This is a genomic window from Shinella sp. HY16, assembly GCF_028534175.1.
Taxonomy (GTDB): Bacteria; Pseudomonadota; Alphaproteobacteria; order Rhizobiales; family Rhizobiaceae; genus Shinella.
In genome coordinates, this window is the sequence record NZ_JAHYXL010000002.1 from 1,095,222 (window position 1) to 1,119,529 (window position 24,308).

Annotated in this window: 21 protein-coding genes and 2 pseudogenes; 10 read left to right on the plus strand and 13 right to left on the minus strand. The window is 62.6% G+C overall.

Annotation, left to right across the window (positions count from 1 at the left end; all coding sequences use genetic code 11):
* The first annotated feature begins 266 nt into the window (after positions 1–266).
* Together K0P03_RS25590 and K0P03_RS25595 are read left to right on the plus strand one after the other, a co-directional pair.
* Complete coding sequence (locus K0P03_RS25590) at positions 267–587, plus strand: helix-turn-helix domain-containing protein (RefSeq protein ID WP_272790989.1); 321 nt, start codon at positions 267–269, stop codon at positions 585–587.
* Positions 565–1,806 (plus strand): type II toxin-antitoxin system HipA family toxin, encoded by a 1,242-nt coding sequence (locus K0P03_RS25595; protein ID WP_272790990.1) that lies wholly within the window; start codon positions 565–567, stop codon positions 1,804–1,806. The genes K0P03_RS25590 and K0P03_RS25595 overlap by 23 nt, the downstream gene beginning before the upstream one ends.
* A gap of 94 nt (positions 1,807–1,900) precedes the next feature.
* Here K0P03_RS25595 and K0P03_RS25600 read toward each other — a convergent pair whose 3' ends face one another.
* Both K0P03_RS25600 and K0P03_RS25605 read right to left on the minus strand, forming a co-directional pair.
* A complete protein-coding gene (locus K0P03_RS25600; RefSeq protein ID WP_038146388.1) occupies positions 1,901–2,227 on the minus strand; it encodes a DUF736 domain-containing protein in 327 nt (108 codons plus the stop codon).
* Positions 2,228–2,795: 568 nt separating this feature from the next.
* Positions 2,796–3,236, minus strand: coding sequence for a hypothetical protein (locus tag K0P03_RS25605; RefSeq protein ID WP_272790991.1), 441 nt, complete (start codon positions 3,234–3,236; stop codon positions 2,796–2,798).
* 229 nt (positions 3,237–3,465) lie between these two features.
* Here K0P03_RS25605 and K0P03_RS25610 point away from each other — a divergent pair, with 229 nt between their 5' ends.
* The gene (locus K0P03_RS25610) at positions 3,466–3,966 is read left to right on the plus strand and encodes a hypothetical protein (RefSeq protein ID WP_272790992.1); all 501 of its coding nucleotides are present in this window, start codon (positions 3,466–3,468) and stop codon (positions 3,964–3,966) included.
* A gap of 32 nt (positions 3,967–3,998) precedes the next feature.
* Here the strand turns inward: K0P03_RS25610 and K0P03_RS25615 are convergent, their stop codons facing one another.
* The 7 genes from K0P03_RS25615 to K0P03_RS25645 all read right to left on the minus strand — a co-directional run bounded on the left by K0P03_RS25615 (position 3,999) and on the right by K0P03_RS25645 (position 12,779).
* Positions 3,999–4,925, minus strand: coding sequence for a DUF2493 domain-containing protein (locus K0P03_RS25615; RefSeq protein ID WP_272790993.1), 927 nt, complete (start codon positions 4,923–4,925; stop codon positions 3,999–4,001).
* Positions 4,926–5,232: 307 nt separating this feature from the next.
* On the minus strand, positions 5,233–6,270 hold the full coding sequence (locus K0P03_RS25620; RefSeq protein ID WP_272790994.1) for a DUF7146 domain-containing protein: 1,038 nt from the start codon (positions 6,268–6,270) through the stop codon (positions 5,233–5,235).
* Positions 6,270–10,592 carry a strawberry notch family protein gene (locus K0P03_RS25625; RefSeq protein ID WP_272790995.1) on the minus strand — a complete coding sequence of 1,441 codons (4,323 nt, stop codon included), beginning with the start codon at positions 10,590–10,592 and terminating at the stop codon, positions 6,270–6,272. The genes K0P03_RS25620 and K0P03_RS25625 overlap by 1 nt, the downstream gene beginning before the upstream one ends.
* 158 nt (positions 10,593–10,750) lie before the next feature.
* Positions 10,751–11,395, minus strand: coding sequence for an antitoxin of toxin-antitoxin stability system (locus tag K0P03_RS25630; RefSeq protein WP_272790996.1), 645 nt, complete (start codon positions 11,393–11,395; stop codon positions 10,751–10,753).
* Complete coding sequence (locus K0P03_RS25635) at positions 11,388–11,804, minus strand: hypothetical protein (protein ID WP_272790997.1); 417 nt, start codon at positions 11,802–11,804, stop codon at positions 11,388–11,390. The genes K0P03_RS25630 and K0P03_RS25635 overlap by 8 nt, the downstream gene beginning before the upstream one ends.
* A 64-nt stretch (positions 11,805–11,868) precedes the next feature.
* Complete coding sequence (locus K0P03_RS25640; protein WP_272790998.1) at positions 11,869–12,417, minus strand: hypothetical protein; 549 nt, start codon at positions 12,415–12,417, stop codon at positions 11,869–11,871.
* Positions 12,418–12,614: 197 nt separating this feature from the next.
* Positions 12,615–12,779 (minus strand): hypothetical protein, encoded by a 165-nt coding sequence (locus K0P03_RS25645; RefSeq protein ID WP_010335706.1) that lies wholly within the window; start codon positions 12,777–12,779, stop codon positions 12,615–12,617.
* 231 nt (positions 12,780–13,010) lie between these two features.
* On the opposite strand from K0P03_RS25645, the pseudogene K0P03_RS25650 reads away from it, so the two are divergent.
* From K0P03_RS25650 to K0P03_RS25670, 5 genes and pseudogenes are all read left to right on the plus strand, one after another.
* Positions 13,011–13,265, plus strand: a pseudogene (locus K0P03_RS25650) (IS110 family transposase); the annotation flags it as partial.
* Between the two features lie 157 nt (positions 13,266–13,422).
* Complete coding sequence (locus K0P03_RS25655) at positions 13,423–14,652, plus strand: site-specific integrase (protein WP_269704327.1); 1,230 nt, start codon at positions 13,423–13,425, stop codon at positions 14,650–14,652.
* A complete protein-coding gene (locus tag K0P03_RS25660; RefSeq protein ID WP_272790526.1) occupies positions 14,649–16,016 on the plus strand; it encodes a tyrosine-type recombinase/integrase in 1,368 nt (455 codons plus the stop codon). The genes K0P03_RS25655 and K0P03_RS25660 overlap by 4 nt, the downstream gene beginning before the upstream one ends.
* Positions 16,013–17,017 carry a site-specific integrase gene (locus K0P03_RS25665; RefSeq protein ID WP_269704331.1) on the plus strand — a complete coding sequence of 335 codons (1,005 nt, stop codon included), beginning with the start codon at positions 16,013–16,015 and terminating at the stop codon, positions 17,015–17,017. Before K0P03_RS25660 ends, K0P03_RS25665 begins: the two co-directional genes overlap by 4 nt.
* A gap of 84 nt (positions 17,018–17,101) precedes the next feature.
* Positions 17,102–17,896: pseudogene (locus K0P03_RS25670) on the plus strand (IS110 family transposase); the annotation flags it as partial.
* 542 nt (positions 17,897–18,438) lie between these two features.
* Here the strand turns inward: K0P03_RS25670 and K0P03_RS25675 are convergent.
* The 4 genes from K0P03_RS25675 to K0P03_RS25690 all read right to left on the minus strand — a co-directional run bounded on the left by K0P03_RS25675 (position 18,439) and on the right by K0P03_RS25690 (position 22,459).
* The gene (locus tag K0P03_RS25675) at positions 18,439–18,744 is read right to left on the minus strand and encodes a hypothetical protein (protein WP_272790999.1); all 306 of its coding nucleotides are present in this window, start codon (positions 18,742–18,744) and stop codon (positions 18,439–18,441) included.
* A 97-nt stretch (positions 18,745–18,841) separates the two neighbouring features.
* Complete coding sequence (locus K0P03_RS25680) at positions 18,842–20,980, minus strand: Spo0J and enkurin domain-containing protein (protein WP_272791000.1); 2,139 nt, start codon at positions 20,978–20,980, stop codon at positions 18,842–18,844.
* A gap of 124 nt (positions 20,981–21,104) precedes the next feature.
* Entirely contained in the window at positions 21,105–21,500 is a 396-nt protein-coding gene (locus tag K0P03_RS25685; protein ID WP_272791001.1) for a DUF2958 domain-containing protein, read from the minus strand.
* Complete coding sequence (locus K0P03_RS25690; protein WP_272791002.1) at positions 21,497–22,459, minus strand: ArdC family protein; 963 nt, start codon at positions 22,457–22,459, stop codon at positions 21,497–21,499. Before K0P03_RS25690 ends, K0P03_RS25685 begins: the two co-directional genes overlap by 4 nt.
* Positions 22,460–22,679: 220 nt before the next feature.
* On the opposite strand from K0P03_RS25690, the gene K0P03_RS25695 reads away from it, so the two are divergent.
* Both K0P03_RS25695 and K0P03_RS25700 read left to right on the plus strand, forming a co-directional pair.
* The gene (locus tag K0P03_RS25695; RefSeq protein WP_024898646.1) at positions 22,680–23,273 is read left to right on the plus strand and encodes a DUF6088 family protein; all 594 of its coding nucleotides are present in this window, start codon (positions 22,680–22,682) and stop codon (positions 23,271–23,273) included.
* Positions 23,266–24,282: a nucleotidyl transferase AbiEii/AbiGii toxin family protein gene (locus tag K0P03_RS25700; protein ID WP_272791003.1), complete on the plus strand. Its 1,017-nt coding sequence runs from the start codon at positions 23,266–23,268 to the stop codon at positions 24,280–24,282. The genes K0P03_RS25695 and K0P03_RS25700 overlap by 8 nt, the downstream gene beginning before the upstream one ends.
* Positions 24,283–24,308 lie beyond the last annotated feature (26 nt).

Below are 24,308 nucleotides of genomic sequence, written 5' to 3' on the forward strand. Positions count from 1 at the left end.
AGTCGCCTTCGCCCGATACGCCATACGAAATCGTCGAATCTGGCCAGGGCGTTATTTGCACGGCTGAGCATACAGCCCGACTGATTCGCCTGCATGCCGCAATTGCAGCACTTATGCTGGCCGTAGTGCCGACCAGCATAAGATGATCTCCAAACGCTCCATGGGAAATGATTGTGATACGTTTGGAGATCATTTTCGTTGCATTCTATACTGAGTGTGATACCTATCCAGATCAATACATCAGGAATGATCCGTAAAGGCATCACATGAAGGCGGAAGCAGAAACACTGGGGCTGATCGGCGACCATTTTCGCCGCGCGCGTCTTGCAGCGGGGCTGACCCAGGAGCAAGTGGCCGATCTTGCCGGCATTTCGCGCCCGCGCTACCGCGACATCGAGACGGGAGCAGCGGCTGCGCGCACCACGACATTGATCAACATTGCCAGAGCGCTTGGGCTGGAAATGATGCTGGTCCCGCAGGCAATGGTGCCGGCCATCGAAGCGCTTTTGCGCCCCGATGCCGAGGACGATCATCCCGCCTTCAGCCCACAACCGGAGAGCGACGATGACAGCCGCCCGTACCGCTGAGACGATTACCTCGCTGGACGTGTTCCTAAACAGTGCGAAGGTTGGCACGATCGTCAGGACGCCGGGGGATTTCAACGCCTTCAGCCTTGATCCGGCTTATCGCGCGACCGGCGGTATTCCGGTTCTGAGCCTGTCCCTGCGCGCGGCATCAGGGGGCCTGCGCAAGGATCCGCGACCTGTCGCAGGTAGCCTGCCGCCCTTCTTTGCCAACCTGCTGCCCGAAGACCGGCTACGCGAGGCGATGGAAAAGCACCATGCGGGCAATGTGCGGCCGGGGAATGATTTCGATCTCCTGGCAGCTCTGGGCGCGGATCTGCCGGGTGCCGTTCGGGTGCTGCCCAGTGACGGTCAACCCGGCATCGGGGCGGTGCCATCCCAAGGGCGGCCCAAGGCCCGCTTCTCGCTGGCAGGCGTGCAGATGAAGCTCTCGGTGATGAAGAACACGGGCAAGGGCGGTGGACTGACCTTGCCGCTTGGGGATGACGAGGGCCAGTATATTGCGAAATTCCCATCGACCGCCTTTCCGGGCGTTTCGGAAAACGAGTTCGCGAACCTCGCGCTTGCCGAAGCAATCGGCATGGACGTGCCCGAGCGCGAACTGGTCAGCCGGGACCAGTTCGAGGGGATTCCCGAAGAGTTCGAAACACTTGCCGAGGGGCTGGTCCTGCTCGTGCGGCGTTTTGATCGCGGGGCAGACGGGCAGCGCATCCATATCGAGGATTTCGCGCAGGTTTTCGGCCTGTACCCGGCGCGCAAATATGATGGCGCCGCCTCCCACGACATCGCCTCTGTGCTGAATGTTGCGATCTCGCCGTTCACCGCGCTGGAGTTTGTCCGGCGGCTGACCTTCTCGGTGGTCATGGGCAATGGCGACATGCACCTCAAGAACTGGTCACTGATCTATCCGGGCGACGGCGACACGCCCGCTCTTGCACCGATCTACGACATGCTTTCGACCGTTCCCTATATTCCGGCAGATGGGCTGGCGCTGTCTCTGGGCGGCGAGCGAGCCTTCAAGGGCCTGGCTCCGGCCCGCTGGAAGACGTTTGCCAATCGGGCAAGGCTTCCCGAGCCAGCCGTGCTCAAGGCCGTTGTCGAGACGGTGCGGCGGATTGATGCGAAATGGTGGACACTGCCGGAACGCGAGGCGGTCCCCCCGCTCGTGCTGGAACGGATCGACGCCCATGTGAAAACCATGATCCCGATCCTGACCGGCTGAGCAGTTCCAGCCCGGACAGGTCACCGGGCCTGGCGGCTTTCCCGCGGGCACGGGAAAGGCCCCGACCTAGCGGTCGGAGCCTTTGTTCCGCGCCTCAGTCGCCGCGGCGACCGTTGGGGCGGGACCAGATGAGGGAGAAGGTTTCGCCTTCTTCGTCATCGAAGAGGTTGGCGTAGATCGGGGCGTTGAAGCTCGGATCGTCCAGCTTGAGGCCCAGATAGTCGCGGCCCTCGTTGGAGCGCTTGGACCAGGCGGCGCCGATTTCGGCGCGGCCGACCAGGACCCGGTGGCTGGGGGCGTTCTCGCCGGTGGCGCGCAGGTCGGGGATGATGCGCACGCCCTTGGCCTGGACGCTGAGGGTGACAATGTCGCCGGTGAATTCGTTCGATCCGGTCTTCTTGAAGGTGCCGATGGTTGCCATTTTAAGTCTCCGTTTTCCGTTTCCGAGCCCGCACCATTGCGGCCTCTATGGCGATCGACCGGCCGGAGACGAACGCTGGCGCACCCCAAAGGGGCTGGACAGCACAGGAGAAACTTTCTTGTTCCGCGCGGAATGTCGGCTTTGCCGGCAGGGGAAGAAAGTTGTGACGACGCTGTTGCGCTAAAGCGGTCGAAGCGCATCGCGCTGCTCTTCGGCCAGATCAGGCCATTGAAGAGGCCGTTTGGAGCGGTCGAGACACGGGGGCTGAACGGAGACGTGGCAACCTTGAGGCTCCATCAGGATGACCTGACCGGCAACACCGGCCTTTCCTGTCACCCTGCGTCTCAGATCATGCGCATCTCTGCTTCCGGCCTGTTCCACCGGCATGCCACCACACGCGGGTTCCCGTCAGTTTGCACGCGCTGGTGCCGACCGTCCTGCGCTCCTATGGGCCGCGTCTGTGCCCCAGGTTGATCCGGTGATTGGCCGCTGTCTGTCACCATTTTCCTGACGAAGACGGAAGACGATCCGCATCCGCTTCTGGTCCCCATCAACGGATCATTGCGGTTCAGGTTCGTGCAAAGCCGCCGTCCGCGTGGTCGGTTGCCGCCATGCCCGCAACGCGCAGGAACGCCGTCACGCCCACCGCAACCGCTCCGCTCACCGAGAAGATGAGTTGCCATGTCTCCGAGGGCATCATGTGCTTGACAATACCGAGCGTGGCGTAAAACCCGGCCATTCCCGCCGGAGCGACGAAGGCCAGAGCAATCAGCAGACGCGCCCAGATCGGGCGGATCAGCATGAGCAGGCCCTGACCAACAGCCAGCGTCAGACCGGCGGCGAGAAGACCAACGACGATGCCGCCGAGCCAGCCAGCCCCAGTATCATAGGCCCAGGCGCCTGCATTCAGGCCAATAAAGAACGGCAAAGCGAATACGGCGAGATTGAACAGCAGCCAGCACATGGTGCCGATGGCTGCGATGGAAACGAGGATTCCGAGAACGATCATGGTGGTGCCTCCGTGCAAAAGGTTGGACGGTTGCGCCTTCCACCACCACCACGGCGCAGCCACAGAATAGCAGCGTTTCTCTCACCGGGCGAGATGAGATAGTTTGTAAGGTCAAGCCTCTCTGTAAACTCGCCGCTTGAACAAGAAAGCTGATGCGTCTGGTAGACCAGTATCGGCTCTACCTCTACGGTGGCTATATTGTTGGGTGGAAGGCTGCGGGTTAAAGTCTATGGCAGAAATCGATTGGTCAGATCGAGCATTTTACGACGATGGCGAATGGGTAAGCTGGTCAGACATCGATGAGCAGCTTCGTCACAAGGAGTGGGGAGCGAAGTATCCAAACGCCATCCGATCAATGATCCCGTATTTTGAGGACCTGATCTCACTCGCTGAGAGCTACCATCTGGAGACTGGCCTGCATTTGTCCGTGTATGGCGACATCGGTGAATTGTTCGGTGCCATTACCTACGGCATCAAGTTGAACAAGACCTACGCGCAGGGCTCGGATGGCAGGCTCGAAAACGATCACGTCGAGATCAAAACCATCACGCCTTTCAAGAGTAAGGATGTGGTGATGGTGGATACATCCAGGCATTTCAGCAAGTTGCTCGTGGTCAAAATAAATGCGGAGTTCCAGGTCTCCGGGCGAATGGTCAGCCGCAAGCAATTGCCAAAGCGCTCAGGCCGCTATCTCCGCATTCGCTGGGAGGACCTGGCGCTCTTGCAGTAGTGCGCAATGGCATTATGCCGAGCCGGCAGCGCTCACGCGCTGCCGGCCTCGAAGCGATAGACCGGGATGCCCATCTTGCGGGCCTTATCGGCCAGGTTGTCCTGAATGCCCGTGCCGGGGAAGATGATGACCCCGATCGGCATGATGCCGAGCATCTGGTCGTTGCGCTTGAAGGGTGCTGCCTTGGCGTGCTTTGCCCAGTCGGGTTTGAAGGCGACCTGTGCGACCTTGCGGTTATTGGCCCAGGTGGCCGCGATGCGTTCCGCGCCCTTGGGCGATCCGCCGTGCATCAGCACCATGTCCGGGTGCTTGGCGTGGACCTGATCGAGCTTGGCCCAGATTGTCCGGTGATCGGTGGTGTCACCGCCCGAGAAGGCGATCTTTGGTCCGGCGGGTAGTAGCACTTCGTTGTCGGCCCGGCGTTTTGCGGCGATGAAGTCGCGGCTGTCGATCATGGCCGAGGTCATCTGGCGATGGTTGACGCGTGAACCGGAGCGTTGCGACCAGGGCATTCCGGTGGTGCGCAGATAGATGTCGGCGGCGGTATCGCGGAAGGTTTCCATGCTGTCGCGGCGCTCGATCAGGCTTTGGCCCGCGCCGATCAGGGTTTCGAGTTGGACGGATTTGACCTCGCTGCCGTCCTGTTCACGCTGAAGGCGCTTCTGTGCCTGCTCGTTATCGTCGAGTTTGGTCTCGATCCGCTCGACAGCGCGGTGGAAGGTGTTGACGGTGGACCACAGGATCTCGTCGAGGTCGAAATCGAGGCTGGTGTCGGCCATGGTGGAAATCAGGGCGTCGAAGATGTCGGAGACTGCGCCCTGGATGACGTGATCTTCGGGTGTGATCCGGGGGTCGGCCTCGTCTTCGGAGGGGCGGTAGCCGTAGAGTTCGAGTTCTTCGATGGCGTGACCGGTCGGGGACGTGCTGTGATCGGGTTCGAAATCGTCGTGCGCGTACATGGGATGCTTCCGTCAGTTGGACCGCGACCGTCGCGGCCTGCATGGCGACGAAAGCTCACGGGCGCTCCGGTCTGGCAGCGCGAGCCTCTGGCGAGGGCCTTGATGGCAAAGCCCGGCTGATTTGTTTCGCGCTGTAAAGGCGGGCTTGCCCGCCGACGGAAATCAGTCGGGCGCCGCCATTGCCTGACCGGAGCGTTTGTGGGCCGATCGCCCTCTTAGAAGGCCAAGGCGCGGTCCTCTGCTGATGACAGGATGCAGCCTATGCGCATGACAGGATCGGAATGGCCCGATCACGGCCCCGTACCGGCTATGCGATTGAAGCCATGAAGCGGCTGACATCCTCGGGAGTGATTTGCACCCGGATCGCTGCCCGAACGGCATCCAGCCCGTAAGTTGCGAGATCTTCGTTGAAGTCCCCCATCATGGGCGAGAGCGTGATGGCCTCGATCCCGACCTCGTGCGCCCGGTCCACCAGGCTATCGCGGGCGCTGTCACCTGCCGGATCGTTGTCGCGGACGATATAGAGCCTGCGCAGGTGCGGCGGGAACAGGATGGCAGCGAGGTGTCCGGCCGAGAGCGCGGAAACCATCGGCATGGTGGGCAGAGCCTGACGCAGCGACAGGATGGTTTCGATACCTTCCCCTGCTGCCATGACCTCCTGCGCATCACCGAAACGAGCCGCATGTCCGAGCAGGTCGCCCATTGCCTTCCTCGGCGGATAGACAGGTGCCTTGCCGGAACCGTCCGGGGCCAGCCATGTGCGGTGTGCGCCGGTGATCCTGCCATCGAGGTCGGTGACGGCAGCGATCATGGCGGGCCATGTTTCGGTCGGGCCATCGTCCTCGGGCCGCCAGTAGCAATTGGGATGGAAGCGCAGATTTGCGGTCTGGCGTAAATCCGCAATGCCGCGTCCGCGTAAATACGCTTCTGCGATACTGCCGATCAGCGGCTGTGTCATGCGCCAAAGGCGGCGTGCGGCCTCGGATGATCCCGATGGTGCTGGCGTTCGGGACGGACGGGATGGCGGCTGCGGTTCAGGATGCGGCAGGCTGAGGAAACGCCGGGCTTCTTCGGCAACGTCTGCGAAGTCGATCAGACCGAGCGAGTCCCGGATCACGTCCAGCAGATCGCCATATTCACCCGTGGCCGAGTCCTGCCATTTACCGGCAATGCCTTTCACGCTGTCGTGCAGCCGGACGAACATGGAACGGCCAGCCGTGTTCCGGACATCGCCAACCTGCCAGTAGTTGCCCTGTTTGCGACCATTCGAAAGATAGTGACGGCACACCGCCTCGGCCTGTCGGCCGAGACGCTGCGCCAGTTCGGAAGCGTTGAGACGCGCCATTATGCGGCCTCCCGCTCACCGATGTGTTCAACCGGGAAGCGGTCAAGCAGTTTGCCTGTGATCGCCGGCCCCGTTGCATCGACAGGCACGAAGAAGCGCAGTTTCCACGAGATGATCTCGCTGAAGAGGCCATAGGCTCGCAGCCGGTCGCGCATCGCGTCAGTAAAGCCGGTCAGTTCGATCCGGTTGGCGCCCATGACCCGGACGCGGCGCAGTTGCAGCCCCTCGGCGAGATCGAGGATCGTGCGACCTTCGATCAGCGCGCCATAGGCGGCATCCGGTGTCAGGCTGCTGGTGACGCCACTGGTCGAAGCATTGGCAGCCCATGCCGGCGATACCCGGCGACCGATGATGCGTTCGCCCTCGTCGGTCTGGAGACGATAGACGCGGGAGGAGTCCTGCGGCAGGCGCTTCCAGATTGGCAGAAGTAGCCCCGTCACCATATGCAGGATGCTGTCGGTGAACTCCGGCACCTCGGCCAGTTCCGCCTTCCAGGCCACGGTGAAGGCGGAACGGTCGGCCTCGATCCAGTGGGTTTCGCCCATCGCCCGAACCGGAATGTTCATCGCCTCCATGGGCCGGATCAGCCGCACGCGCCGTTCGATCTCGCCATCATCCAGCATGACGCTGGTGGTCGGGATCTGCACGGCGGCACGACCGGATCGCTCGTTGATGAGCAATCTTGCACGCAGATCATCCAGTTCCGCCAGGGCTGCATCGAGCGAGACCGGCTGATTTCGCTTGCGCTCGTTGAGGGTCAGGAGCCGGGTTTCTGCCCCGGTGCCCGGATGGGTGTGGATCACCTGCCGGTCTGTGACGATGAAGCTTTCGGCCTTCAGCGTTTCCAGCCCCATGTCATAGGTGCCCGATGCAATGGCCCCATCGATCCGCGCCTGCAGAAGCTGCTCGAAGGCGGAGAACAGGATGCCCTGCAACTCGATGGTCAGCGCCAGCAGGCGGTTGAGGAAGGTGGTGATCGGCGGCAGTTCATCCTTCACACCGTTGCTGTCCATCAGCTTCAGGCCGGTGGCGGATTCAAACCGTTCGAGCGAGCAGCCGTCGACCTTGCCGCGCACGATCAGCAGATAGAGCTGGCGCAACGCATCGCGGGCATAGGCGGATTCCAAATTGTCCTCGGGACGGAACAGCCCCTGACCGCCGGTCTGGCGCTGGCCGCGGGTGATCGCGCCCAGCGTGTCGAGGCGGCGGGCGATAGTTGAAAGGAAGCGCTTCTCGGCTTTGACATCCGTGGCGATGGGCCGGAACAGCGGCGGCTGCGCCTGATTGGTCCGGTTGGTGCGGCCCAGCCCCTGAATGGCGGCATCGGCCTTCCAGCCCGGCTCCAGCAGGTAATGCACGCGCAGCCGCTGGTTTTTTGCCGAGAGTTCGGCGTGATAGCTGCGTCCGGTGCCACCGGCATCAGAGAAAACCAGAATGCGCTTCTGGTCATCCATGAAGGCCGAAGTCTCGGCAAGATTGGCAGAAGGCGCTCGGTTCTCGACCGCAAGACGTGCCGATGCTCCGTCACCCTTGCGCACGATCCGGCGCGAACGGCCTGTGACTTCCGCCACCATATCCGTGCCGAAGCGCTGGACGATCTGGTCGAGCGCCCCCGGCACGGGTGGAAGCGAACCGAGTTGCTCCAGCATCTCGTCGCGCCGCGCCACGGCTTCGCGGCACTCCACCGGCTGACCATCGCGAAAGACAGGGCGTGACGACAGGTTGCCCTCGCCATCGGTAAACGGCTCATAGAGCTGCACCGGGAAGGAATGCTGCAAATACGAGCCGACATACTCCCTCGGCGTGACATCGACGGAAATATCGTTCCATTCCTCGGTCGGGATTTCGGACAGCCGCCGTTCCATCAGGGCTTCGCCGGTCGAGACGATCTGGATGACGGCGGCATGGCCCGCTTCCAGATCGGCCTCGATGGACCGGATCAGGGTCGGGGTTTTCATGGAGGTCAGCAGATGGCCGAAGAAGCGCTGCTTGGTGCTTTCAAAGGCCGAACGGGCGGCGGATTTCGCCTGCCGGTTCAGCGTGCCCTCGCTGCCGGTGATATTGGCGGCTTCCATCGCCGCGTCCAGGTTCCCGTGAATCACGGCGAAGGCGGCAGCATATGAGTCGTAGATGTGCCGCTGTTCGTCCGTGAGCTGATGCTCGATCAGTTCATATTCGACGCCATCATAGGAGAGTGAGCGGGCGGTATAGAGGCCGAGAGATCGCAGATCGCGGGCCAGCACCTCCATCGCCGCGACGCCACCGGCCTCAATCGCCTCGACGAACTCGCCGCGGGTCTGGAACGGAAAATCCTCACCGCCCCAGAGACCGAGGCGCTGTGCATAAGCAAGGTTGTGTACTGTGGTGGCCCCGGTTGCCGAGACATAAACCACGCGGGCATCGGGCAGCGCGTGCTGGAGCCGCAGGCCCGCACGTCCCTGCTGCGAGGCGGCGACATCGCCGCGTTCGCCTTTTCCGCCACCGGCATTCTGCATGGAATGGCTCTCGTCGAATATAATGGCTCCATCGAAATCGGACCCCAACCATTCGACGATCTGCTTGACGCGGGAAACCTTCTCGCCCCGGTCGTCGGAGCGTAGCGTGGCATAGGTGGTAAAAAGGATGCCTTCCGACAGCGTGATCTTTGCGCCCTGCGGAAAGCGTGACAGAGGCGTGACAAGCAACCGTTCCATGCCAAGCGCCGACCAGTCGCGCTGCGCGTCCTCGATCAGCTTGTCGGATTTGGAAATCCAGATCGCCTTGCGGCGTCCGCGCAGCCAGTTGTCGAGAATGATGGCGGCGGACTGGCGGCCCTTGCCAGCGCCGGTTCCGTCACCGAGCATGAAGCCGCGGCGGAAGCGGATCGATCCGGCAGCATCCTCGGGCGCGGCGCTCACATTGTCGAAATGCTCATCCACGGTCCATGCGCCGGCGAGATGATCGGCATGGGCTTCCCCGGCATAGATCACGGTTTCAAGCTGGGCGTCCGACAGACGCGCGCAGATGTCGGCGGGCAGCATGGGCCGGTAGGACGGCTTCGGCGGTGCGACCGAGGCCATGGCAGCAGATTGCACCAGCTTGGTCGGATGCGGCTGTGCGCCAGCAATGCGTAGCGATTGCAGCGCATATTCCTCATAGATCGCGTCGGACAGGCGAGCGCCTTCCGGTGGCGTCCAGTCCACGGTCTTATAGGCGAGTTCGACGCACTCGGGATCGTTAGCGGGAGCAGCGGCAGGCCGCGCAGCTGTCGCGCGGGCCAGATAGCCCCGCACGGTCTTCGGCGCAGTGGTCGAAGCGGGCACCACGACCTTCGGCAACGACACCGGCGAACGCTGAGGAACATGCGCCTCGACCCATCCGATCAGCGTGGCAACATCTGGCGCGATCCCCGGTGAGGCCGGAAAACTGGTCGGGTCGTCGGCGGGCAGCTTGTCGATCACGGTCAGCCGCGTGTCGATCGTGGTGCCGTGCTTTGCATAGACCGCACCATCGACGGCGGCGGTGAACACCACACGGCCACGCGCCTGCAAGCGGATGAAAGCCTCCCGCCAGGCCGGAGCTTCGGGGCCAAAGCCAGCGCCGGTGATCGTCACCAGCCGACCGCCCGGAGCAAGACGGGCCAGCGCCGAGGCAACATGGCGGTAGGCCGCATCTGCGACACGTCCGCTGACATTGGCCATGACCGAGAATGGCGGGTTCATCAGCACCACGGACGGGACGGCATCTGCGGCCAGATGATCGTCGATCTGGGCGGCGTCGAACCGGGTGACGGCGAAGGCCGGAAAGAGCGAGGACAGTAAATCGGCTCGGGTATCAGCGAGTTCGTTGAGGATCAGCGAGCCGCCTATGGTCTGCGCCAGGATCGCCAGAAGGCCGGTGCCAGCCGAGGGTTCCAGAACCCTGTCATCAGGCATGATCGCGGCGGCCGTCAGAGCTGCAAGTCCGAGCGGGATCGGCGTCGAAAACTGCTGGAAGTTCTGGCTTTCCTCGGAGCGCCGGGTCTGCGTGGGCAACAGCCCCGCGATCTTTGCCAGCACGGAAATCCGTGCAGCCGGAGAAGCGGCTTTACGGAAAAGCGCCTTTCCGTATTTGCGCAGGAAGAGAACGGTAGAGACCTCACACGCCTCATAGGCCAGCTTCCAGTCCCAGGTGCCGGTAGCATCGGACGCACCGAAGGCCGTTTCCATCGCACCGCGCAAGGTAGCGGCATCGACGCGCTGACCGCGTTCGAGATGGGGGAGCAGGAGATTGGCCGCAGCCAGGATCGCGGGCGCAGCCGCCAGCGGCGTGACCGGATCGGCCACGGGGAAAACCATGTTCATGTCGGGAACCTCAGGAGAGCGGGAAGGACAAGCCCGAACGGCGCTCTCTTTCGACCACCCGGACCTGACTCCTCCCGGCCCGCCTCTGACTCTCAAAACGCAGCATAAAAAAAGCGCCCCGACCGGACGGCGGGGCGCTTGGCAGTGTCTTCTCAGGATCATCCGAAGCGGCGACCGGCTTCGGTGAATGTGTATTCATTGGCGGCGATGGTTTCATCGACAGCCTCGTCCGAGGACAGATAATCATATTCGCGTTCAAGCTGGCGGTAGAGCCATCGAGCCAGATCGCGCAGCGCCTCGATAATCACCTCCTCGGCATCAGCGGTCATGTCCTGCCAGGTCGGGCTGTCGCGCTCGACCACGATCGACATGCAGTATTCGTGATAATAATGGCCCCGATGGCTGGCATCGGCACGAAGCTGATAGAAGTTGCGGCGCTGGATCGCCTGAAGGCCATCGGCAATGCGATGCAGTTCGGTATCCTGTGGGGCGTATTCCCGGATCAGGCGTGGCGCATGTTTCCGGTAGGAATACCAGGTTTCAAAGCACGCGCCGTCCCCCTGCGAGGAAAAGCCCCGGAACCAGATGCAGGGGTCCTGCCGTGTGCCGCCGCCCATCAACCGGACGGTACGGGTCTTGAGGTTCAGCCCGAGGATTTCGGCGATGCGCTGGAAATCCTCATAGACGGCATCGTACCAGTCATAGTCGAAGCCGCCCTCACGATACCAGGCGCGAGCCTTGTCCTTGGCCGCATCGGACAATTCGCCCAGGCGATAGACGGTGGTTTCGATGATCTCAGGCATAGGGATCTCTCCCTTCGAGAACCGAGGAAAGCCAGCCATCGGTATAGATCCAGTCCACCGTCTCGCCGGTGGCGAGATCGAGGACATGGGCACCGCCGCCGAAGCCGTCGATTCTCGGCCGAGAACAGCTGTTTGCGTATTGAAGGCCCCATAGACCCGTCAGACCGAATTCGGTGGCGCAGCGTTTGACGAACTGGATGACATGCGCGGGATCGCCGGTGACGTCATCACGCATCCAGAGCTGAGTGCCGCCATGTTCTGGCTGGATGGAGAGCAGGAAGCCGTCCGATGGCGGATCTTCGGAAGCATTGTCATCCGCCAGAGCGTTGTAGAGATCAAGCGCGCGGGCGGCGTTTTCGGGGGTGCCCACGTCAAGCAGGCAGGAAAAGTGCGTGAAATAATCGGCCATGATGGTCTCCTGAGAGGACATGGCCCGATGCGCGACCGGGCCGAATGGGTGAAAATGATGAAGCTCAGGCCGCCTTTGGCAGCCGGAGCAGATCAGCCGCGGCATCGCGCCAGAAGGGATCGACCAGCCGGGCTTCCAGCGCAGCGGCTCGGTAACGCAGCCGTCTCGCATCACCGGCGTCCAAGGCTCGGAATGCCATACCGCGCAGGCCGCTGGCCTCGGTCACGATCCTGCGTGCCTCGGCATCGGAGGCGACTGGCTGTTGCCAGAGGATAATGCCGGCGCGGATTTCTCCGGCGAGGACCAGACGCTGATCGTGGTCCTGAATGAGCATGATGCGCGGCTGAAAATACGGGAAGCTGTCCGGCCCCGTGCAAATATCACCGCGCGACAGGCGCACTGCCGCGAACTGAATAGCCTCTTCCGGTGATGGGCATTCCCCAAGCGGGATCATACGGTCAAAGCTGTTCGCCGCGTCACTGGCGTCATAGCTGGCCACACCGAGGCACGAGATGCGCAGCGGCAGCTTTTGCGACCGATAAAGCGTGGGCAGAACATCAGAACCCAGAATCTGACCGATGGAACGGAAGGTTTCTGAACGGGCAAAGGTCATCGGGATCACTCCATGACGGGCGCCGGTGAGCCTCTCTCTCCGACCCTCAACCCGTCACGGCCGAACGGCCTGCACTCTTCCTCTCTGACCGGGCTTGGTCCCGGTTCCGCTGCCGGCGATGGGGATCATCGCAAGGCTGAAGGCCCGAAGCGCGGGTCTCCGCGCTCGGGCCGTCGGGGATGAGGCGCTTTCGCGCCTTACTCCCACGGGTCCAGCTCCAGCTTCACCATGTCGTCGTCGCCGTCGAACTCGGCGGCGGGGCAAGCGGCGTGGGTGCCGTCTCCGGCCTGGAACACAACGATCGAAACCATCAGCGTGGTGGCGAGGCTGGCGGCGAAGGCGGTGGCATCTGCATAGGACATGGGTTCCGGCTCCTGTCTTTGGAGGCGGGGGACCATCCCCCGCGCGACAGGCGCCCGAAGTGTCTGACCGGATCTGCAATCACCCGAGGGCGTTCGGACTTTTTCCGAATCCCCGAGGGCGGCACGCGAAGCGTCAAGCCGACCCTTGATGAGGTGGAACGGCCCGCTCCGACAGCATCGAAGTGCTAAAACGTGGTCGTTGTTGCAAACGCCACAAGGAGGGACCGTTCCGTGAAAGATGTTACCACTATTGGACTGGACTTGGCGAAGCACGTTTTCCAAGTTTTTGGCGCGGACGCCGAGGGCACTCCGCTATTCAACCGGAAGCTACGACGTGCCGAGGTATTGCGCTTCTTTGAAAGACGTCCGCCGTGCCTGGTGGGTATGGAAGCATGTGCGAGTGCGCACTACTGGGCGCGGGAGATATCGGCCTGCGGGCATGACGTCAGATTGCTGCCGCCCCAATACGTGAAGCCGTTCGTAAAGTTATGCTCACCTCGCCATAACTTCACTAATCACGAGGTCGTCGTAATGCGGAGGAGCGCGGCCTGATCGGCGGATTTTCGCTGTTTTCCGATCGGCTTGCTTTGCATTATTCGGTGCCGAACCTCTGCGGGTCAATCGACCAACAGAGGACTCGCCAATGCCCTATATCCGTCACGAACTAATTGCCGCACTCAATTCCTCCCTTATCAGTCAGCGATACAGCCCGGTCGTGGTGAGGAATTACTGCACCTACGCATCTGGATTTCTCGATTATCTGGGACAGCGGGGCATCCTGGTCGCAGACGTGATCGACGTGCAGGTAGAGCAATACCTGCGGCACGCGATCGTAAAGTTCGAAAAGGAGCGTGGTCGACGTCCCGGCGCACGCTGGCACGAGGTTCCGCGCTCCGGAATTCATGCGCTGTTGCGACTTGCTCACGGTCAATGGCCGCCAGCAATCGAGCCTATCTGCGCGGCCGATGTGGCCCGATTTGCAGTTTGTGACGAATACGAAATCTGGCTGCGTGAGGAACGCGGGTTGGCTCGCTCCAGCGTCGCAGCGCTGATGTGGGAAGCCCGGAACTTTCTTGCCTGGCAGATCGATTACGGAAGCGGCGGCTTGGCGGGGCTGAGCGTCGTTGACGTAGACCGTTACATGGATCTGCGCGCGCCGAAACTGACGCGCTGCTCGCTGAAGTCTGTCGCAGAGCGGCTTCGCTCGCTGCTGCGATATCTCCACATCACGGGTCGCGTCACAACGGACCTGTCAGGGCATGTGATAGCTCCGACGCTTTATGCATATGAAGGAGTGCCCTCAATCCTGGAGCGAGACCAGATCGCCGCGGTGCTGGAAACCGCGAGGGCGGACAAGACGCCAGCGGGGCTGCGGGACCATGCAATCCTGCAACTCCTTGCAACATATGGGCTACGGTCTGGAGAGATCCGCAATCTGCGGATCGAGGACATCGACTGGCGGACGGAAGCCATCCATGTTCGCCACCACAAGACGCGGGCCAGCACATCGCTGCCCCTGATGGAGCCGGTCGGTGAAGCGTTGCTTGCTTATCTGCGTTCCGGGCGGCCCGTGACGGACGCCAGGGAAATCTTCCTCCGCACGCGCGCGCCCTATCGCAAGCTCGACAAGCTTTACAGCGTGGTTCGCCGGTGGCTCCGTGACGCTGGTGTCCAACCGCCTGGTAAGTGTGGACCCCATATCTTCCGCCATGCGCGCGCTGTTGAGATGTTGCGGGTCGCGGTGCCTCAAAAGGTCATCGGCGACGTGCTGGGGCACCGTTCGACGGGATCGACGGCTCCCTACCTCAAGCTCGCCACCGAGGACCTCAGGGCCATTGCGCTTGACGTGCCGGGAATGGAGGTGCTGGCATGACCGCCCGCTGGCCCGATCCCGACCGCGCGATCATTGACCGCCATGTCGCGATCCTTGATCTGCACAGCATGAAAAGCCGAGCCTGTTATCGGCAGGTCCTGCATGGCTTCCAGGATGTGGCCGAACGTTACGATGCACTCGGTCAGGAAGTGCTGATTGCGTGGCTGCGTAAATCGGCCGAATGCTGGGCAGCGACGACGCGGCTACACCGCACCCGCATCATTGACCGGTTCCTCGAACGCCTGGTGGAAATCGGCGCGATCGAACGCAATCCCGTCACCGCTCTGCGAGATGCGTGCAATATCAAGCAGTGCATGCCCATCTGGCGGGCATTGGCGTCGCGGGATCCGGAACAGGCTCTCGCCGAACTGCGCCAGCCCAGGCCGTTCGGCAGCGTGCTGGGCGAAATGATGGCTGAGCATGTCGCGATGATGCGGCGCAGAGGATACAAATACACTTCGCAGCCCCTGTTGCTCTTGCGGTTCGACCGGTTCCTGCAGCTGCATCCGGGACCGGAGGCCGAACCGCTGAGCGCCATGGTTGATCGATGGGCGGCAACGAATGTCACGCGTCACCAAGTGGAGGAATGCGAAAAGCTCAAACGCGTCTTTGCGAAAATCCTTCGTCACCGCGACCCGTCGATACCTGTGCGGCGACCGGACCCGAGACCGAGGAAGGAGGCGGCCAGGCAATGGCGAAAGGCTCATATCTACTCGCCTGCCGACGTGCGGCGGATGCTCGAGGTTGCCCGCACCTATCCGTCTCCACGGGTGCCGCTTCGGCCGCTGAGCATGTACACAATGCTGCTGCTGGCCTATTGCGCAGGCTTGCGGCGCGGCGAGCTTGCCCGGCTCGATCTTGGTGACGTTGACCTGCGGGACGGTACGGTAACCGTCCGGCAGACCAAGTTCTTCAAGACTCGGATACTGCCGCTTCCCGACAGCGTTGTAGTCGAGCTTCGCGCCTACGTCGATGCACGGCGTCGTGCCGGTGGATCACAGGACGCGCGCTCCGGCTTGTTCTGGCACGAGCGAGGCGACGGTCACTACACGCCGGAAATGATCACGTGGTTGCTCTCTGACGTCATACGTCGCGCTGGGTTGAAGCCATTGCGAGGAAAAGCGGGCCCTCGCGTTCATGACCTGCGCCACTCGATGGTCGTGAACAGAATCCTGGAATGGTACCGGACGGGTGTCAACCCGCAGGATCGCCTGCCGTTCCTCGCGACCTATCTCGGCCATAGGGATATCAACTCTACATTGGTCTACATCACCGTCACGCAGGAGCTGCTGCATTACGCGAATGAGCGGTTCCGGGCAGTTGGCGCACCGTGCCTCAGCATGGGGCAGGAGATGCGGCCATGAGCAAGGTTGACCGGTTCCCGGCCCTGCTGCGCGCGTTCTTCTACGAATGGCTGGTCGAGCAGCGCAACGCATCCATCCATACAGTCCGATCATACCGCGATACCTGGCGGTTGTTGCTCCGGTTCGTCGCCCAGCGTACTGGGAAGAAGGTGGCTATGATCACGCTGGCCGATCTGGCCGCCAGCGAGGTCGCCGCGTTCCTCAGTCACGCCGAACATGACCGTGGCGGTACGATCGGCACGCGCAACTGCCGGCTTGCGGCGATCCGCAGCTTCTTCCACTTCGTGGCCACAAGGGATCCTGGATCGATCGCGCAATGCGTGGAAATCCTCAACATACCGATCAAGCGCGCTCCGGTGTCGGAACCGAGCTATCTGGATCCGGCGGAAGTGACGGCGATCCTCGCTCAGCCAGATCGTTCGACCATTGAGGGCATGCGGGATCATGCGCTGCTCTCGTTCCTCTACAACAGCGGCGCACGAATACAGGAAGCGCTCGACCTTTGCCCAGAAGCAATCCGGTTCGAAAGCCCGAGTTGCGTGCGTTTGACCGGTAAGGGACGGAAGGAACGTATCTGTCCGCTCTGGCCAGAAACCGTGATGTTGCTGCGGAAACTGCTTGAACGGCAACCACGGGCGCCCGACCAGCGGCTGTTCGTCAACCGCTATGGCGAGCCGCTCAGCGCCTCCGGGGTCCGGTTCAAGCTCGCCGCCTACGTGAAGGCGGCGGCCGAAACCATGCCAACGCTGCGTGCCAAGCACGTAACGCCACACGCCTTCCGGCACGCCACCGCCGTGCACCTCATCTCGGCCGGCGTCGACATTACGGTCATCCGAAGCTGGCTCGGTCATGTCAGCCTCGACACGACCAACCACTATGCCAGGGCCAATCTGGAAACGAAGCGGAAAGCCCTGGAAAAGGTCGCCGTTCCAGCCACACCCGGCAGCCAGCCATCCTGGAAGCGCGATGCCAGCGTGCTCGCCTGGCTCGACACACTCTGAAATAATGCGGAGGAACATCGACAAGAACGGCGAAAATCCGCCGATCAGGCCGCGCTCCTCCGCATTACGACGACCTCGTGATTAGTCAAGCGCGGCAAGACCGACGCCGCCGACGCAGAAGCCATCGCTGAGGCGGTGACGCGAAAGACGATGCGGTTCGTCCCGATTAAGACCGCTGAGCAGCAGGCTGCGGTGATGGTGCTCAAAACGCGGGCTTTACTGGTGCGTCAGAGGACACAGGCGATCAATGCATTGCGCGCCCATATGGGAGAGCTGGGTATCATCGCTCCGACCGGCATCGCCAACGTCAAGGCATTGGCGCCAATCATCCGGGATGAGGAAGACACCCGACTGCCTCCGGCTGCGCGGTTTGCCCTGACCGAAATCATCAATCAGATCGGGATGCTAGCCACACAGATCGACAAGCTCGAGCGCGAGATCGTCATCCAAGCCAAGCAGGATGATGAGATGCGGCGCCTCGCGACCATCCCTGGCGTTGGCGCTATTATCGCCATGGCAGTGAAGGCATTCGTTCCCGATCCCGCCGGGTTCAAATCCGCTCGCCACTTTGCAGCCTGGATCGGGTTAACCCCGAAAGCGCATTCCAGCGGCGGCAAAGAACGGTTAGGGCGAATATCGAAGATGGGCAATCCCGTGCTGCGATCACTGCTTACGACGGGGGCGGCATCGGTGCTACGTCATGTGCAGTATCGCGACCGAGTTTGGCCGTGGCTGAAGAACATGCTCACGCGGCGACCCTTCAAGGTAGTGGCGGTGGCGCTTGCCAATAAGATTGCCCGGATGATCTGGGCATTGCTGACCCGAGGTGGAATCTACCGCGAACCAACAGGACTTGAGGCAGGACTTGTCGCGGCATAGGCGTGGGACCGCCGAGACGAAGTGCCCGGCGACCGCCGGCAGGTGAGGTGCAAAACAGACGATGAACCACGGGACGAAATCCCGAAACAGGACAGGCCGAAACCCGTGACGCGCACAAAGCGCGCCCCCTTGATCCAGCCACCTGCTTCGCGGACTTCATCGAGGCCAGCGGTCATGACCGCACCAGTAGGCCGGACATATGACCGCACCGTCCTCATGTGGTGAAATCGACTGAAAATGCATCCTTGCACCGCGGGCCGTTCCACATATCACGGGTTGAATGTCAAAGAGACGGATCGGACCAAGGTTTGCGAATGGAAGCGGGGGTGGTTTTCGCATCTGACAGGATGCCAGATACCCGCCCGCAGATGCTCTGCCGCGCCAGCCTTGCCACCATGCTGGCATCGGGATCGTGTTCCCTTCAGGCCAGAGATGGCTGCCGCTTGTCCTGATAGAAATGGCAGATTGCATGGTGAAGCCGGATTGGATCCGTCCGGCGCTGACCTCCCATCCTCACGGGCAGACACCCTGCGATCGGGTCTTCAGCTCCAAAGCCCATCGGCAATTTCTCGGGCGATCATCGCGCGCGCCTTCATTATCAGATCATCGCCCGAGGTATCGATATGACCGAAGAAACGGGCACGAGCACCATGAGCTGCCCACTCGGCGTAGCGGCAATACTCACGGGCATCGAGCCGGAACACCCGCATGTCTTCGGACCAGTGAGGCTTTGGCTCCACGACAACAGTGATGCCATCGCGGGTTTCGGTCCACGGTAAGGTTCGATCCGAAGGGGGATGTTCGCGGTCGTCCAGAAAAATCTGATCGATGTCGATACTGATCGGCATGGCGGCTCTCCAAAGAAAAAGCCCGATCACGAGGACCGGGCGAGTTACGGAAACGGAGCGGTTGGAACGAGGCGACCGAAGCCGCCCCGCATGAGTGCTATTCAGCAGCGACCATATGCTGTTCTTCCTCGTCGTCAGCCGGGTCGTCCTCGCCATCGCCGGAAAGGAAATCGGGCAGATCGTCGGCTTCCGCCGCAGCGCCCGATGCCGGATCGACTTCGATACCATCGTCCACCATGCGCAGCGGCTCAGGCAACCAACCGGAATCGGCAAGCAGGCGTTCGGCCTCCTTGGCCATGTCGCCCTTCTTGAGGTGTCCGATCAGATCGGCGGCCCGGTCACCGGCCCCTTCGCGCACGGCTTCAAGGATACGCGGCTTGGTCACGCGGCCGAGATAGTTGCCAACAGTCGGTCGCCAACCCACGGCCACCATGTCGAGGCCGGTCGAACGGGCGAGCCGGTCAGCCTGCGACAGGCGGATGTCCAGCCCGTGCTGGCTGACGCCCACGCCGCTGTAAGGGTTGGGCTTTTCATATAGCGCGTTGACACCGAAGCTGACGCAATGGGCGAGCAGATCCATGCGCGAACCATCGTCCAGATCGGTCAGCCAATCCCAGAGGGCGGCATCATCTGCCGGGATATGATCGCCCCAGCGTTCGTGCCGGTCCTGGATCGCCTTGGCCGAAGCGCTGTCGCGCAGATCCTCGGCCTGCGCGGGCAGATGCACCTCGCGGACCTGTGCTTCGAGGCAACCGCGGCTGGAATGCGGCATGAAGCAATCCATGACCAGCCTGTGCAGCAGTGCCGTCATGGCGACATGCGGGTTTACTGCCACCGCATCCCGCAGCGCCAGCGTCCGATGCGCGGTCAGCTCGCTGACCAGGCGATCGGGCAGCGGCTTGATGGTGTCGGCCTCGTCTTCCTCCTCAGTTTCGACCGCCTGGCCGCCCAGCGTGACAACTGCACCCATGCGGCTTACCTCCGGTTCTGCCCGCTGGATCACCTCGCCGGTTTTCGGGTCAACGATTTCAGCTTCCGGTTTCGCAGGCGTTTCATCCTCGGCGCGAACATAGCCGCGCTCGATCAGCAATGCGCCATCGGCGTCGATGCTGATGAAGACACCCGCCATGCCGATCTGGTCCGACTCGAAGGTCATCGGACGGCGCTCGAAGGTTTCCAGCGCCTGTTCGATCTCACTGAGGCGGGCGTCGATCTCGTCCGGCAGTTCGTCGGCCTCGCCATATTCCGCTTCAAGCCGCTCATATTCGTCGCGCAATGCCTCGCGGGTGGCGCGTTCATCTTCGGTCAGATCGACCGTGGTGCCGACAATCTGGCGCAAGCCATGGTCGTGACCGTAGGGAAAGGTGATGGCGACCTCGATCCATTTCCAGCCCTCGGCGGCGATGGCTTCGGCCTCGGCCTTCAGTTTTTCGCCCACCAGCCTGTCGAGCAGCACAGGATCTTGCAGCCACCCACCATCGTCCTGCTGGAAGAGATCACGCAGCACGCAGCCACCAGCCTCTTCATAGGCATCGATGCCAACGAACACCGCTCGCTTGTCGGCGGCGCGGACCGTGGCTTCGGTCAGCAAGCGCCGGATGTGGTAAGGTTCCTTTTGCCAGCCATCCTTGATCGCGTCCCAGACCTGCTCCTGACGGCCATGGTCAGAACTGACGCTGAAAGCCATGAGCTGTTCCAGCGTCATGCCGTCCTCGGCATAGACGTCGAGCAATGCCGGTGAGACGGAAACCAGACGCAGGCGCTGCTTGACCACCTTGGCATCCACGAAGAAGGCGGCGGCGATGGTTTCCTCGGTCATGCCCTTTTCGCGCATGGCCTGAAAGGCGCGGAACTGGTCAAGCGGATGCAGCGGTGCGCGCTCGATGTTCTCGGCGAGCGATACCTCATCGATCAGCACATCGGCGCTGGCCTCCGACACGACGCAGGGGACCGGCGCGATTTTGGCGAGGCGCTTCTGCTTGACCAGCAGTTCCAGTGCCCGGAAGCGGCGACCGCCGGCGGGCACCTCGAACATGCCGGTTTCCTTGTCCTCGGCATCCACCACCGGGCGGACATGCAGGGACTGGATCAGGCCGCGACGGGCGATGGACTCGGCCAGCTCCTCGACCGAGATCCCGGCCTTGACGCGCCGGACGTTGGACTGGCTGAGCACCAGCTTGTTGAAGGGAATGTCGCGCGAGGACGACAGGGTGATCTTCTGAACGGCAGTGGCCATGTCAGTTACTCCATGACGGACGCCGGTGAGCCTCTCTCTCCGGCTATCAACCCGTCACGAAGCGAAGCGCCGCCCTCTTCCTCTGAAGAGAGCGACGCCAGCCGCAGAACCTGAAACCCGGAAATCAGGCACTCCGGTTTTCTGTATCGGCGGATGTACGGGAAAAGCTCGCGCCGACGCCGTAGAGCAAACGCTCGGCGGCGCGGATGCTGCCGGTCTCACGGGCGGCCTCGGCCCAGACCGAGATCGGGAAATCGCCGGTGAACAGCAGATCGCGCTCGATGCCCATGCCGAAGGGCAGCCGTACTGACTGCATCTCGCCAAGGCTCCACGAACCCAGTTCGGGATGGCCGAGATCCGCCAGGCCGAACATGATGTCGTCATCCTCATCCAGTTCGGTAGCGAGCCAGACGCCTTCACCGATGGGATTGAAGAACTTCACGACCGGGATGTGATCCTGATCGCGCTGGCGGCCATTCGCCAGCAGGCGGTCTCGCTGTGCGCCGGTCAGGAGGATCATGCCGCCGCCCTCCGGTCGGTTTCGCTCGCATCCGGCTCCCCGGTGTCTTCGGCAAGCATATGCGACAGCAGCCAGTCCGCCGCCTTGCTGGCCTGCGAGGCCGCGCGGACAATGGCGCGGGAACCCTCGCGCATGACCTCCAGCCACGACCCGATGTAATCGGCATGACGCACGGTCGGTACGATCCCGAGCGCGGCGCAACTGAAGGCCGCGGTCTGTTCCGCAATCATCTCCTCGAAAGCGTATTTCTTCGACCCGAACGAGCCGGTCAGATCGCGGTTGAGACGGCTTTGATGGCCGCTGGCGTGACCCAGCTCATGCAGGGCTGTCCGGTGCCAGTTGATCGGCTCGAAATAGGCTTGCGGAGGCGGCACCTGCACATAGTCGAGGGACGGCATATAGAAGGCGCGATTGCCCCCGATACGGAAGTCGATGCCGGTGGCCCGGATCAGCGCCTCGACCCGAGGCTCGATCAACCCCGGCGGCGGTGGCGGCGCGACTGCCGTGATCTCATCGGGCAGGCCATCGCATTGCGCGGCGTTGAAGACGGTAAACCGCTTCAGGAATGGAATGGCATGCGCGTCCTCACCCGTCTCGCGGGCACGGCGCTTTTCGTCCTCGGGGGTGAAACGGTCGGCATAAACGACAGTTGTGCCATGCTCACCCTTCCTGACATTGCCGCCAAGCGAAAGGGCCTGGCGAAAGGTCAGCCACGCCTGACCGGGGAAACCATGCTGGATGACAGCCCCCCAGAGGATGAGAATATTGATGCCTGAATAGGACCGGCCGGTTGAAGCATTTCTCGGCAGGCCCAGCGGGGCAGTGTCGGGCGACGCGCCCCAGGGCTGGACCCAGGGTAGCCGTCCTTGCTCCAGCTCGGCGATGATCTTGTTGGTGATGTCGTCATAAAGGTTGCTGCGCGCGCCACTGTCAGCGGGGCGGCGATCATGTCTGGCCATCGGGATGATCTCCGCGACGGGCGCCAGAGACCTCTTCTCCAGCCCTCAACCCGTCACGGAAAACCTGTCCGCACTCTCACTCTGAAGGGGGCGTTGCGGGGTCTCCCCGCAGACGGGGTAGGCAGAGACTAAGGCTCGGCCGCAGGGGAAGGCTTTCCCCTATCCGGACTTCCTTGAAAACTGTCAGAAACTTGCGTATATTTCCAACAGGAGAACGGCGATGACACGGCTGACCGAACAGATTCTGGCCCATGCGACGGGACTTCCCGAAGGGATGCCCGTGTCCGCCAAGGGCCTGCTCCACCTCGGAAACCGGGCGGCCGTGGATCAGGCATTGTCGCGTCTGTCCGAGCGCGGGCAGCTCATCCGCGCCGGTCGTGGCGTCTATCTGCGCCCCATCGCCAGTCGGTTTGGCACGCGCGCACCTTCGGTCGAGCAGGCTGTCGAGGCCCTCGCGACCCAAAAAGGGGAGATCATCGTCTCGAACGGCGCCGCCGCAGCCAACGCGCTTGGCTTGACGACGCAGGTGCCCGTCCGCTCGGTCTATCTGACCTCCGGGCGCAGCCGAAAGATGCACCTCGGCAAGCAGGTCGTCGAATTGCGGCACGCGCCGCGCTGGCAACTGGCCCTGGCCAACCGCCCGGCGGGGGAGGCCGTGCGGGCGCTGGCCTGGCTCGGCCCCGAAAGGGCGGAGGCCGCGCTCACGACATTGAAACGGAAGATGCCGCCCGGCGTGTTCGGCGAACTGGTCGCCGCCGCGCCGCAGTTTCCGACATGGCTCGCACAGAGCGTCGGAAAGGCGGCCTATGGCTGACGTCTTTCTCCAGCTTTCGGCCGAGGATCGGCGTGACGCGTTGGGTGTCGTCGCCGACCGTTCGGGTCGTCCCACCCATCTTCTCGAAAAGGATGTGTGGGTGGTGTGGGCGCTGGCGACGCTCTACGCGGTGCCGCTCGGCGAGCATCTGGTGTTCAAGGGCGGCACGTCATTGTCGAAGGCCTATCAGGTCATTCGCCGTTTTTCGGAGGATGTGGATCTGACCTACGACATTCGGGCGATCGCGCCCGATCTGGTTGGGGACAATGGCGAGGGTCTGCCGAAGACACGAAGCGAGGAAAAGCGCTGGTCCAGCGAGGTCCGTCGGCGGTTACCGGCATGGGTCGCGGAAACCGTGCAGCCTGTGATCGAGACCGCACTGGCCGTCGAAGGTCTGGCGGCGGCCGTCCGCGTCGAGGATGAGAAGCTCTTCATCGACTATGAGGCGACCGCAGCCGGGTCCGGCTATGTGGCTCCAAGCGTCATGCTGGAGTTCGGCGCCCGCTCCACGGGCGAACCCGCGAGCTTGCGCGACGTCGTCTGCGACGCGGCCGGCCTGATCGAGGGGCTGCTCTTCCCGACGGCGCGGCCGCGCGTCATGCACGCGGAGCGGACGTTCTGGGAGAAGGCGACCGCCATCCACGTCTTCTGCCTCCAGGAGCGGCTGCGCGGCGACCGCTTCGCGCGACATTGGCACGATGTTGTCCGACTGGACGAAGCCGGCTTCGCGGAAGCCGCTTTTGCCGATCGCGACCTGGCCAACGCTGTCGCTCGGCACAAGTCGATGTTCTTCGCAGAGAAGGCCGCCGACCGCACGCCGATCGACTATGCAGCGGCTGTCAGCGGCGGCTTGCAACTCGTGCCGGTCGGCGATGGCGCGAAGGCGTTGGAGGATGACTATGCCCGCATGGTTGAGGATGGACTGCTCTTCGACGACGAGGAGCCGTTCGAAGCGCTCATGGCGCAGTGCGCTGATATAGCCGCGCGCGCGAACAGAGCAGCCAAGTAAGAAACTGGGAGGACCGGGGGTATATG